Genomic DNA, 11734 nt, shown 5'->3' with positions numbered 1-11734 from the left:
ATCTAGTCCAGCGCGATGTCCGGTGCGTCTTCCTGCTTCATGCCGACGACATGGTAACCCGAATCGACATGATGCGTCTCGCCGGTCACGCCCGAGGACAGGTCCGAGCACAGATACAGCCCCGCGCCGCCGACATCGTCGATGGTGACGTTGCGGCGCAGCGGCGCGTTATATTCGTTCCATTTGAGGATATAGCGGAAGTCGCCGATGCCGCTGGCCGCCAGCGTCTTGATCGGGCCGGCGCTGATCGCGTTGACTCGGATATTCTCGCGGCCGAGGTCGTTGGCGAGATATTTGACGCTGGTCTCCAGCGCCGCCTTGGCGACGCCCATCACGTTGTAATGCGGGATCACCTTCTCCGCGCCGTAATAGCTGAGCGTCACGATCGACCCACCATTGGGCATCATCGCGCGCGCCCTTTTCGCAACGGCGACAAGCGAATAGGCGGAGATGTTCATGGTCATCAGGAAGTTGTCGAGGCTGGTGTCGACATAAAGGCCGCGCAGCTCGTTCTTGTCCGAAAAGCCGATCGCGTGGACGACGAAATCGATCGTCGGCCAGCGCGCCGCCAAGGTCTCGAAAGCCCGATCAAGCGCATCCATGTCCGACACGTCGCAGTCGAAGGTGAAATCGCTGCCCAGCTCTGCCGCCAGCGGAATGACGCGCTTGCCCAAGGCCTCGCCCTGATAGCTGAACGCCAGCTCGGCGCCATGCTCGGCCAGCTTCTGGGCAATGCCCCAGGCGAGCGACTTGTTGTTGGCAAGCCCCATGATGAGGCCGCGTTTGCCCTTCATCAGTCCGTCCATGTCGTGATCCTTCAGTTCTTGTCCGTTTTCTGCGGCAGGCCGCCGCGCGCCCGCGCGATGGCGGCGTTCAATTCGGCCCCGATTACCATAGCAAGGCCGATGAGAAAGAAGAAAATGAGGCTGACCATCACCCCGGCCAGGCTGCCATAGGTCAGGTCATAATCGGCAAATGTGCCGAGGAACCGGGGCAGGAGCGCGAGGCACAGCATCCACCAGACCGCAATAAACATCGGGCCGGGCCAGATCGGATGGCCTGCCTCGCGATAGCGCAGCGGGGTGAGCATGCCATAGACCAGGTAGAGCATCAGCAGCAGCACCGCGAAGGTGAACAACTGGCTGAGCACCACCAGCGCGAGCGGTTCTCCAGGGAAATACAGACTGCTGGCGATCACTTCTGCGGCGCCCGCGAGCACCACCTGGACGCTCAGCGCCAGCATGGTCGCGATCACCGCAAGGATGATCAGCGCCATCGATCCCAATCGCAATTTCCAGAACGGCTTGTTGCTCTCCGTCCCATAGGCGCGGCGGATGACGGCGCGGATCGACTCGATCAGGCTCGCGGTGGTCCACAGACCGACCAATACGGCGAGCCAGAGCAGCGCGCCGGTCCGGGCGTACATGGCGGCTTCCATCGGCGCGGCGAGCACCGAGGCGACGCTGGGCGGCACCGCAGCGAGAAAGCCCTGCACCGCTTCCGCGCCATATTCGCTGCGGCCGAACACGCCGCCCAAGGCGGCCGCGACGATGAAGAAAGGAAAGATGCTGAGCAGCGCAAGATAGGCGAAATTGCCCGCGACAACCCCGCCATGCGTCATGACATTGCCGGCGACCTCGGCGATGATGGCTCGCGATGTCACCAGAAATTGCTGGCGCTTGTCGGGCTGCAACAGGTCAGTCAGAGCCATGCCGTCGCGCCGCGCTCAGCCGGTCAGCCCGGCCCGCGGATCGTAATTCACGCTCCAGCCTTCGACGAACTGGGTGAGCGCAGCATCGCCGCCTTCGGGCAGCCGGATCTGCAGCTCGATGATCTGGTCGCCACGCACGCCGTTCTTGCCGTGAAAGCCCTTGCCCTTGAGGCGCATCTGCTGGCCCGATTGGCTGCCCGGCTTGATCTTCATCATTACCGCGCCATCGACCGTGGGCACGCGTACCTCGCCGCCAGCTACTGCTTCCTTGAGCGTGATCGGCAGATCGAGACGGACATTGTCGCCATCGCGGCGGAAGAAGCGGTGCGGGCGCACCTCGATCGTCACGATGCCATCGCCGGGGCCCCCGGGGCCGGGCTGCCCCTTGCCCGAGAGGCGCATGTTGGTGCCGGTCTCGACGCCATTGGGAAGCTTGAGGTCGATCGTCTTGCCATCGGCTAGCGTGATCCGCTGCGGCTTCAAGGTTGCGGCATCGGTAAAGTCGACCGCCATCTTGTAGGCGACATTGGCACCCTTGGGCGCATTCTGGCGCGCGCCGCTATAGGGGCCTGAACTGCTACCCCGAGCTCCGCCGCCAAAGCCGCCGAACAGGCCGTCGAAGATATCGGCAAAGTCGATGCCGTCATTGCCGAAGCCGGAAAAGCCCGCATTGTCGCTCGACCGGCTCTGCTGGCGAAAGCCGCCGCCGCCGAAACCGAAGGGCGCGGCGGGGTTGCCGTCGATATCGATCTCGCCGCGGTCGAAACGCGCGCGCTTGTCCTTGTCGGAGAGCAGGTCATAGGCGCGCGTGACTTCGGAAAAGCGCGCGGCTGCGGCCGGATTGTCCTTGTTGTAATCCGGGTGCAGCTCCTTGGCGAGCTTGCGGTACGCGCTCTTGATGTCCTTCTCGCTCGCGCCTTTGGACACGCCTAGAATTGCATAGGGATCAGCCATGAATGTGGTCGCCATTGTTGGTCAGGTTATCCATTGTTGCCGATTTACAACAATATCTGGGGTAGGGGCAGGGCATTTTTCAAGCCGGGATGCGGCGGTCGGAGGGGCCGCGCCATAAAATCATCCGAAGCACGATGTAAAGCGCGAGGCCGAACGGACCTGCGGCAAAGGTGAAGAACAGGATCGGCGCCTGGATCAGCCGCCCTTTCAGCGTGCCGAGCCCATGCGCATCGGCGTTCCGCGCGATCCAAAGGCCGACGAACAGGTCGAAGGTCAGATAATGCGCCCAGCCGATGGTTACCCCGGCATCGCTGGCAAAGATGTTGCGCACACCCTGGATCGTCGAGAAATCCGCACCGCCATCGGTCGGCACGATGCCGGTGAGCACGAGGGTGAGGCCGGTCACATAGCCCAGCGCGAGCAGCAGAATCGGCCCGAAGAACAGCGACTGCATGACGATATCGCGGCGCGGAGCGAGGATCAGCACCGCCCAGGCGATCATGGCGACGAGATTGGCGATCCCGAAAATCTGCTCCCACATTGGCCCGCGCTCCCTTCAGCAAAATCCTGTTCAATGCGCGGCCCATGCGCCATAAACCGCGCCGACGGACTCACCAGTGTCTTATATGGCTAAGGCAGTCAAGCGAGCCCGTGACCGACAAGACAGGATGGACATGGCCGACGACCCCTTTGCGCTGTTTGACGACTGGTACATCAAGGCGCGCGAGACCGAGATCAACGACAGCAATGCGATGGCGCTCGCCACCGCCGATGCGGAGGGCCGTCCGTCGGTCCGCATGGTGCTGCTGAAAGGCCATGGACCGGACGGGTTCATATTCTACACCAATTACGCGGGCCGCAAGGGCGGCGAACTGCTCGCCAATCCGCATGCCGCCTTGCTGTTCCACTGGAAGTCGCTGCGCCGCCAGATCCGTATCGAGGGGCCAGTGACGCCGGTCGACGATGCCACCGCCGATGCCTATTTCGCCACCCGCTCGCGCGATTCGCAGCTGGGGGCCTGGGCATCGGACCAGTCGCGCCCGTTGCCTGAGCGGCGGATCTTCGAGCAGCGCTTTGCCGAAGTGGAGAAGCTGTTCGCCGACAAGCCCGTGCCTCGCCCGCCGCATTGGTCAGGGTTCCGCGTGACGCCGCAGCGGATCGAGTTCTGGGAAGATCGCGACCACCGGCTGCACCACCGCCGCGTCTTCACCCGAACTGAGAGCGGCTGGGACGAAGGCCTGCTTTACCCATAAGGATGTTCGCCATGACCGACCTGCCCGACACCGTGCCCTATTGCCATATCGACGCCTTTGCCGACCGTCCTTTCACCGGCAACCAGGCGGCGGTCATGCCGCTCGCCGCCTGGCCCGACGATGCGGTGCTGCAGGCGATCGGCGAGGAGAACAATTTCGCCGAGACCGCCTTCATCGTGCCGATCGACAGCGACGAGGCGGATTACGAGCTGCGCTGGTTCACGCCCGCGGTCGAAGTGGCAATGTGCGGCCATGCCACGCTCGCCTCGGGCCATTACGTGTTCGAACAGGGCTTTGCCGGTGACACCGCGCGTTTCCTGACGCGCAAGGCCGGGGTGCTGAGCGTCAGCCGCCAGGGCGACATGCTGTCGCTCTCGCTGCCCGCGCTGCCGCCAGAATCGGCAGCGCTGCCCGACTGGACCAGCCTGCTCGGCGGCCTGCCCAACGAATGCCATATCCATCAGGGTCGCTATAACGTCCTGCTGTTCGATAGCCCAGATGACGTTCTGGCGCTGCAGCCGGACTTCAAGGCGCTCGGCGAAATCGGCAACCACCAATTCATCTGCACCGCGCCGGGCAAGGATACCGATGTGCTGAGCCGGGTGTTCGTGCCCGGAGCCGGTATCGACGAGGACAGCGTGACCGGCTCGGCGCATGCGGTGCTGACCCCGTTCTGGGCGGCGCGGCTGGGGCGCAGCAGCTTTACCGCATTCCAGGCGAGCCAGCGCGGCGGACTGCTCCACTGCACGCTCGAGAGCGACCGCGCGGTGCTGGCGGGCCAGTGCTTCACCGTCGTGACGGGGACCTTCCGGCTGCGGTAACTTTCCCATCTCCCCTCCCGCTTGCGGGAGGGGGGAAGACCGCTATCCCTCTTTCGCCGCGCTCGCGGCCTCCAGCGCGTCCCAGCTGCCCCAGTCGATCGCGCGGCCGGGATAGGCGACGCTGCGCAGCGGCCAGTCCCTAGCGATCCAATGCTGTACCCAGGCATAGAGTTTCGCATCGAACCCGGCGTCATGTTCGGCCTTGGTCACCCAGAGCGTGACCATCGCGTCATAACCGGGCACCGGGCTGGGATAGACATAGACACAGCCGCGCTCGCGCTTGCCGTCGGGCGTGAGCACCGCATAGGCGAAGGATTCACGGCGCTGGAACCGGCCCTGTTCGGTCACCATGTCCTTCATCGCATCGGCATCGGTGATCCCGGGGTGCGGCCAGGCGGTCGATCGGGTGAAGGTTTTCTGCAGATGCTCGATCGACGACATGTACGCGTCGAAATCGATTTTCACGAGATCGGGGCCCAGCGGGACGAGATTGAAGCCGGGCCCTTCGACCAGCGTCGGAACCTGGAAATCCGCTGGAATGAAGGGCGCGGCAGCGGATGTCTGCGCGCCGGCATAGCCCGATCCGTCCTGCGCCAGAACAGGCATGGCAAGCATCAGCGGCAAGGCAGCGGCAAATCGGAACAGGCGCATCGGCAATCCCCCGGAGAATCAGCGCGGATCAGCCTGCCAGAAGCTTCGGCCCTGGCCTAGTCCCTGGGAAAGAGCGCCAGGATTCGTCCGAGCTGCTCCTTCACCGGGTCGAGAACATCATCCTGCGTCTTGCCCAGCCGGACGAGCGTGAGCTTCTGGCTGGGGCTGACGATGACGAACTGGCCCAGATGTCCCTGCGCGGCAAAGACATCGCCTGGCAGCAGATCGGGATAGAGGACCTTTTTAAGGCCAGCCGCACGCGGCTTGTTGAGCCAGATATGCCCGCCATAGGCCGGGTCGTTGGGTGAGCTGGTGAGCATGAAATCGACCCAGCCGCGCGTGAGGAACTGGTTGCCGGCAATCGAGCCCTTGTTGCGCAGGAACTCGCCGAATTTCGCCCAGTCGCGGGCATTGGCCTGGATGATCGATCCGCCGATCAACGTGCCGGAGGCGTCGAATTCGGGCACCATCGAGGCCATGCCCAGCGGTTCGATCAGCCGCCCGCGCATATATTCAAGCATCGCGCGGCGGCGCACATCCGGGTCCTTGCTGTCGGTCAGCTGGCGGGTGATGATGTCGGACAGGATGACGCTGGTGTTCGTCGAATATTCGAACTTCGATCCCGGCTCAGCCTCGAGCGGCTGGCCCTCGGCATAGCGCACCATATTGTCGCGCCCGTCGAGGAACAGCATCCGCACCTCGTCCGACTGGTAGGGCGGGTCGCCCGCTTCGGTGTGCTGAAGACCCGAGGACATGTGCAGCAGGTGCCTGAGCGTGATCGCGCCGCGCGGGTCGCCGGGGCGCTGCCAGTCGGGCACCGGGGCAGGGGCGTCGAGTGCGAGCCGCCCGTCCGCGACCATCAACCCGACCAGCACCGCGGTGACGCTCTTGGCCATAGACCAGCTGATGAACCGGGTTCCGCGATCATAGCCCGGCGCATAGCGTTCCGCGACGATTTCGCCGCCGCGCATGATGACCAGCGCGCGGGTTTCGGCAAACTCGTCCTCGTTGAACAGCTTGTCGATCTCTGCATTGAGCGCGGCAGTGGGTACGCCGGGCACATCGACGATCATCGTCTCGCCGCTGTCCGCAGCCCGGCCTTCGATGCCATAAAGTCCGAAAGCGGTTGCGCCGAGAAGGCCGGTTGCGGCAAGGGCGAGAAGGATGCGGTGCTTCATGCCCGCCTCCATCAATCAGGCGGGGACCGATGGCAACTGGGAAAATGGGCGCGATGCCGGGCCGGCATGGCAGGCTGAAATGGGTGGCGCTGGCGCTGCTGGCGATCGCGCTCGCGGCACTGGCCTGGTACTGGCCCGCCCTCAGGGCCTATAGCCAGACGGGCGCGGCCTATTCGGCGCGCGTCGTCTGTTCGTGCCGCTATATCGGCGGGCGCGAGCTGGGCGATTGCAAGAAGGATCTGGAGCCGGGCATGGAGGTTGTGAGCCTCAGCGAAGCAGCGGACGCCAAGCGGATCGATGCCACGGTGCCGCTGATGGCCGCAGAAAGCGCGGAATATCGCGAAGGCTGGGGCTGCGTGCTGATGACGCCCAAGGAGCGCGAGGCGATTCGCTGAATCGTCAGGCCTGATCGCGCAGCTTTTCGTGGTGGCGGATGACCTCGTCGATCACGAAACGCAGAAACTTCTCCGAAAAATCAGGGTCCAGATCGGCATCGACCGCGAGCCGCTTCATCCGCGCGATCTGCTCTTCCTCGCGGCGCGGATCGGCCGGCGGAAGATCGGTTTTCGCCTTGTACTCGCCCACCGCCTTGGTGATCTTGAAGCGCTCGGCCAGCATGAAGATCAATGCCGCGTCGATATTGTCGATGCTCTGCCTGAATGCGGCCAGTACCGGGTCTTGCGCCATAATGTGGATACCCTCGCGAGAATCGCGCGATGCCTTGGTAGCGGTTGCGCTTTGCGCTTGCCTTAAGCCATGCGGATTGCCACATCGCAACCCATGACCGCGACTGTTCATCCGATTGGCCGCCCCGCGGGCGTGTCCGCCGCCGCTCCCAGCCTCGATCCGATCATGGCGCTGGTGGCGCAGGATCTCAATTCGGTAAACAGCGTCATCCTGGACCGGATGCAATCGCAAATTCCCCTGATTCCCGAGCTTGCCGGGCATCTGATCGCCGGCGGCGGCAAGCGGATGCGGCCGATGCTGACGCTCGCCTGCGCGCGGTTGCTCGATTATCCCGGCACCCGCCATCATAAGCTGGCGGCGGCGGCGGAGTTCATTCACACCGCAACGCTGCTGCACGACGATGTCGTCGACGGCTCCGATCTGCGCCGAGGCAAGAAGACCGCGAACCTGGTGTTCGGCAACCCCGCCACCGTGCTGGTCGGCGATTTTCTGTTCAGCCGCTCGTTCGAGCTGATGGTCGAGGATGGCTCGCTCAAGGTGCTCAAGATCCTGTCGGGCGCATCGGCGATCATCGCCGAGGGCGAGGTCGATCAGCTGACCGCGCAGCGCCAGATCGAGACCAGCGAAGAGCGCTATCTGGCGATCATCGGCGCCAAGACCGCCGCGCTGTTTGCCGCCGCCTGCCGCATCGCCGCCGTGGTGGCTGAGCGCGACGAGCAGGTCGAACTGGCGCTCGATGCCTATGGCCGCAACCTCGGCATTGCCTTCCAGCTGGTCGACGATGCGATCGACTATGTTTCGGATGCGGCGACCATGGGCAAGGGCGTGGGCGACGATTTCCGCGACGGCAAGGTGACGCTGCCCGTCATCCTCGCCTATGCGCACGGATCTCCGGAAGAGCGCAAGTTCTGGGAAGCGGCAATCATCGGCCATCGCACGTCGGACGAGGATTTGGCACACGCGACCCAGTTGCTGCGCCAGCACAATGCCATTGACCTGACGCTCGACCGCGCCCGCCATTTCGGCCAGCGCGCCATCGACGCGATCGCCGGCTTCCCGAATAGCAAGGCCAAGGCGGCGCTGATCGAAACAGTCGAATTCGCGATCGCGCGGGGATATTAGGTCGTGAACGACACTCCGGCCCGAACCCCGCAGGGACGACGGCTGGAAGAACTCGAGGCGCAAAACCGGGAGCTGCTCGCGCAACTTGACGAGCTGAAACGCGATCTCGAGCGCAGTTCGCATTCCGGAAATTCTTGGAACCCGATCGCTTTGTTCGGCGCGGTAACAACCTTGCTGGGCGTGATCGGAGCGGCGATTTTCGGCTATCTCGGATCGGGCGAGGGGAATGCTGCCAGCAGACAGGCGATGGTCTGTCAGCAGGCCTATGTTTTTCTGGCAGACGAGAGGCCGACGCCCTATCTCACCGAGGCAGAAGGCCGGGCACTGGCTGCGCGACAGTTGCAAGTGCTCAGAAAATGTGAGAAATTCGTACCATGATGCAGGACCTGTTTCTCGCCATCGCCATCGTCGGTAATGTGATTACCATTGCCGCGTTGGTTGGCGGCTATTACTGGCAGCGCCAGAGCCAGCGTTAATCGGCCCGAATTTGAATTCCGACAGGACGGGAAAGCTAGCGCGGTGCTGACCGTCGATCCATCTTCTATGCCATCAGCCAAGCCGCGACCGGATAGCCTCTCTGCCGAAATCCGCGCGCTGCTGCTGCTCGCGGGGCCGCTGGTGCTCGGCAATCTCGCGCAAATGGCGATCCATACGACCGAGGTGATCATCCTGGGCCGCTATGACGTGCAGGCGCTGGCAGCGGCGGCGCTGGCGGTGAATCTCTACTTCGCCTGTGGCACCTTCGGCATGGGGCTGATGACCGCCGCTTCGCCGATGATCGCGGCGGAGCGGGGGCGGCGCAAGCATTCGGTGCGCGACATCCGCCGCACGGTGCGCCAGGGCATGTGGGTCGCGCTGACGGTCTGCCTGCCGATCTGGGCGCTGTTATGGCACGCAGAAGCATTGTTCCTGCTGATGGGCCAGCAGCCCGATCTGGCGCGCGATGCCGGGCAGTTCATGCGCATTGCGATGTGGGGACTGCTGCCTTGGCTGCTGCAGTTCGTGCTGCGCATGTATGTCTCTGCGCTCGAGCGGCCGATCTGGGGCGTGTTCGTGACGCTGTGCGGCGTGGCGATGAATCTGGTCGCCTGCTGGGCGCTGGTCTTCGGCAATCTGGGCTTTCCCGAACTCGGGCTGGAGGGCGCGGCTATCGCCAATCTGATCGCCAATTGCACCCTGTTTGCGGTGATGGCGCTGGTCGTGACACAGGTGCGCGCTTTCCGGCGGTACCGTCTTTTCGGCCGATTCTGGGTCGCCGATTGGGGCCGCTACCGCGCGCTGTTCAAGCTGGGCCTTCCGATCGCGGTGACCTTCGCCTTCGAGGTTGCGATCTTCAGCTCCGCTGCCTTCCTCATGGGGCTGATCAGCCGCGATTCGCTCGCCGCGCATGCCGTGGCGATCCAGATCGCCTCGTTCGCCTTCATGGTGCCGTTTAGCCTGTCGCAGGCCGCCACGGTGCGTGTCGGCCTGCACCATGGTGCGCGCGACGCCCAGGCTGCGGCGCGGGCGGGCTGGGCGGCGCTGGGGCTCGGCGTGCTCGCGGCGTGTCTGATGTCGGCGATCATGGCGCTGATTCCGGGCGCGTTGGTCGGCCTGTTCATCGATCCGGCAGACGCGAGCGCCGCACCCGCTTTTGCGCTGGCGCTGAGCTTCCTGCTGGTCGCCGCGATCTTCCAGCTGGTCGATGCCGTTCAGGCGGTCGGGGCAGGGGTGCTGCGCGGGCTGCAGGACACGCGCTGGCCTATGCTGTTTGCCGCGTTCGGTTATTGGGTGGTCGGCATGGGCACCGCGTGGTTCTTCGCCTTCCGCCTGGGCTGGGATGGCGTCGGCGTGTGGATCGGCCTGGCTGCGGGACTGGCGGTCGTATCCGTGCTCATGGTCGGTCGCTGGGCGCTCCGGCAGCGTTTCGGGCTTGGAGTTTACGCCTGACCTCCGGGCTTGCCAGTCGGTTGAGGGGTTGGGGACAAAGGGATAAGGCGGTGCGCCATGGCTGAGCTGCCCATATATTCCGTCCTGCCCAACCTGCTGAGCGCGCTTGGCAGCGGCCCCAACGCGGTGCTCGTCGCGCCGCCTGGCGCGGGCAAGACTACAACCGTCGCCCCGGCGCTCCTAGCCCAGCCCTGGTGCACCGGCCAGGTGCTGCTGCTCTCGCCGCGCCGCCTGGCCGCGCGCGCCGCGGCCGAGCGCATGGCAGAGCTTGCGGGCGAGCCGGTGGGTCAGACGATCGGCTATTCGACCCGCATGGACAGCAAGACGAGCGCCGCCACCCGCGTGCTCGTGCTGACCGAGGGGATTTTCGTCAACCGCATCCAGGCCGATCCCGAACTTGCGGGCGTGTCGGCGGTGCTGTTCGACGAGGTGCACGAACGCAGCCTCGACAGCGATTTCGGCCTCGCGCTCGCGCTCGAGGCGCAGTGCGCTTTCCGGCCCGATCTGCGGCTGCTCGCCATGTCGGCCACGCTCGACGGCGCACGTTTCGCCGCGCTGATGCAGGGTGCGCCGGTGATCGAGAGCGAAGGCCGCTCGCATCCGCTCGAGATGCGCTATCTGGGGCGGCGCGGCGAACAGCGGATCGAGGATGGCATGGCGCAGGCGATCCGCACCGCGCTGCGCGACGAGGCGCAGGGCGATGTGCTCGCCTTTCTGCCGGGGGTGGCGGAAATTGCGCGTGCTGCCGAGCGGCTGGAGAGTCTGGGCAGCGGCATCGCCGTGCTGCCGCTGCACGGCACGCTGACCCCGGCCGAGCAGCGCGCCGCGATCCGCAGCGATCCCGATGGGCGGCGCAAGGTCATCCTGGCGACCAGCATTGCCGAGACCAGCCTGACCATCGATGGTGTGCGCATCGTCGTCGATAGCGGCCTTGCCCGGCGCGCGCGCTATGATCCGCTCGCCGCCACCACCCGGCTGGTGACCGAGCGCGCGAGCCAGGCCGCCGCCACGCAGCGCGCGGGCCGCGCCGCACGCCAGGGACCGGGCGTCGCCTATCGCCTGTGGGAAGAGGCCGCGACCGGCGGCCTGCCGCCGTTCGATCCGCCCGAGATTCTCGACAGCGACCTGGCCCCGCTGGTGCTGCAATGCGCCGCCTGGGGCGAGAGCGACCCCACCCGATTGAACTGGCTCGATCCGCCGCCCGCGCCGCTGCTGGCTGAGGCGCGCAAGCGGCTGGTCGCGCTGGGGGCAGTTGATACGGGCGGCGCAATCACCCCGCTCGGGCGATCGATCGCCGCATTGCCGCTGCCGCCGCATCTGGCGGCGATGCTGCTGAAGGGCGCACAGGCCGGGTCCGCGATGCAGGCGGCGGAGATCGCGCTGCTGCTGCAGGAGCGCGGGCTGGGCGGGCAGGGCGACGATCTCGAT

14 protein-coding genes are annotated in these 11734 nt (G+C 65.2%); 7 read left to right on the top strand and 7 right to left on the bottom strand.

The genetic code is table 11. From position 1 onward, the window contains the following. Positions 1 to 2 precede the first annotated feature (2 nt). From fabI to AX735_RS01010, 4 genes are all read right to left on the bottom strand, one after another. Positions 3 to 806: an enoyl-ACP reductase FabI gene (gene fabI / locus AX735_RS01025; RefSeq protein ID WP_060977067.1), complete on the bottom strand. Its 804-nt coding sequence runs from the start codon at positions 804 to 806 to the stop codon at positions 3 to 5. An 11-nt stretch (positions 807 to 817) separates the two neighbouring features. Beyond that, positions 818 to 1711, bottom strand: a complete 894-nt coding sequence (locus AX735_RS01020; RefSeq protein ID WP_066274308.1) for a YihY/virulence factor BrkB family protein — start codon at positions 1709 to 1711, stop codon at positions 818 to 820. Positions 1712 to 1726: 15 nt separating this feature from the next. Continuing rightward, positions 1727 to 2665 carry a DnaJ C-terminal domain-containing protein gene (locus AX735_RS01015; protein ID WP_066274487.1) on the bottom strand — a complete coding sequence of 313 codons (939 nt, stop codon included), beginning with the start codon at positions 2663 to 2665 and terminating at the stop codon, positions 1727 to 1729. Between the two features lie 79 nt (positions 2666 to 2744). After that, positions 2745 to 3206 (bottom strand): ABA4-like family protein, encoded by a 462-nt coding sequence (locus AX735_RS01010; RefSeq protein WP_066274306.1) that lies wholly within the window; start codon positions 3204 to 3206, stop codon positions 2745 to 2747. 85 nt (positions 3207 to 3291) lie between these two features. Here AX735_RS01010 and pdxH point away from each other — a divergent pair, with 85 nt between their 5' ends. Continuing rightward, positions 3292 to 3918 carry a pyridoxamine 5'-phosphate oxidase gene (gene pdxH / locus AX735_RS01005; RefSeq protein ID WP_082750864.1) on the top strand — a complete coding sequence of 209 codons (627 nt, stop codon included), beginning with the start codon at positions 3292 to 3294 and terminating at the stop codon, positions 3916 to 3918. Between the two features lie 11 nt (positions 3919 to 3929). Continuing rightward, positions 3930 to 4739, top strand: a complete 810-nt coding sequence (locus AX735_RS01000) for a PhzF family phenazine biosynthesis protein (RefSeq protein WP_066274484.1) — start codon at positions 3930 to 3932, stop codon at positions 4737 to 4739. A 42-nt stretch (positions 4740 to 4781) separates the two neighbouring features. Here AX735_RS01000 and AX735_RS00995 read toward each other — a convergent pair whose 3' ends face one another. Both AX735_RS00995 and AX735_RS00990 read right to left on the bottom strand, forming a co-directional pair. Next, positions 4782 to 5390 carry a twin-arginine translocation pathway signal protein gene (locus tag AX735_RS00995; protein WP_137775572.1) on the bottom strand — a complete coding sequence of 203 codons (609 nt, stop codon included), beginning with the start codon at positions 5388 to 5390 and terminating at the stop codon, positions 4782 to 4784. A 56-nt stretch (positions 5391 to 5446) separates the two neighbouring features. Beyond that, positions 5447 to 6568, bottom strand: coding sequence for a serine hydrolase domain-containing protein (locus tag AX735_RS00990; protein WP_066274479.1), 1122 nt, complete (start codon positions 6566 to 6568; stop codon positions 5447 to 5449). Between the two features lie 29 nt (positions 6569 to 6597). On the opposite strand from AX735_RS00990, the gene AX735_RS00985 reads away from it, so the two are divergent. Continuing rightward, positions 6598 to 6963: a hypothetical protein gene (locus AX735_RS00985; RefSeq protein WP_231749975.1), complete on the top strand. Its 366-nt coding sequence runs from the start codon at positions 6598 to 6600 to the stop codon at positions 6961 to 6963. A gap of 4 nt (positions 6964 to 6967) precedes the next feature. Here AX735_RS00985 and AX735_RS00980 read toward each other — a convergent pair whose 3' ends face one another. Beyond that, positions 6968 to 7255, bottom strand: coding sequence for a chorismate mutase (locus AX735_RS00980; protein WP_060977072.1), 288 nt, complete (start codon positions 7253 to 7255; stop codon positions 6968 to 6970). Between the two features lie 93 nt (positions 7256 to 7348). Here AX735_RS00980 and AX735_RS00975 point away from each other — a divergent pair, with 93 nt between their 5' ends. The 4 genes from AX735_RS00975 to hrpB form a co-directional block, all read left to right on the top strand. Then, positions 7349 to 8377, top strand: a complete 1029-nt coding sequence (locus AX735_RS00975) for a polyprenyl synthetase family protein (protein WP_066274301.1) — start codon at positions 7349 to 7351, stop codon at positions 8375 to 8377. Between the two features lie 3 nt (positions 8378 to 8380). Then, complete coding sequence (locus AX735_RS00970) at positions 8381 to 8755, top strand: hypothetical protein (protein WP_066274300.1); 375 nt, start codon at positions 8381 to 8383, stop codon at positions 8753 to 8755. Between the two features lie 165 nt (positions 8756 to 8920). Beyond that, positions 8921 to 10306, top strand: coding sequence for an MATE family efflux transporter (locus tag AX735_RS00965; protein ID WP_066274296.1), 1386 nt, complete (start codon positions 8921 to 8923; stop codon positions 10304 to 10306). A gap of 57 nt (positions 10307 to 10363) precedes the next feature. Continuing rightward, positions 10364 to 11734, top strand: a 1371-nt coding sequence (gene hrpB, locus AX735_RS00960; protein ID WP_082750863.1) for an ATP-dependent helicase HrpB, incomplete at its 3' end; no start/stop codon positions are given.

Source organism: Blastomonas sp. CCH1-A6 (assembly GCF_001556365.1).
Lineage (GTDB): Bacteria > Pseudomonadota > Alphaproteobacteria > Sphingomonadales > Sphingomonadaceae > Blastomonas > Blastomonas ursincola.
The sequence above is the reverse complement of the archived record's forward strand: the minus strand, read 5'-3'. Positions and strand labels throughout refer to the sequence as shown.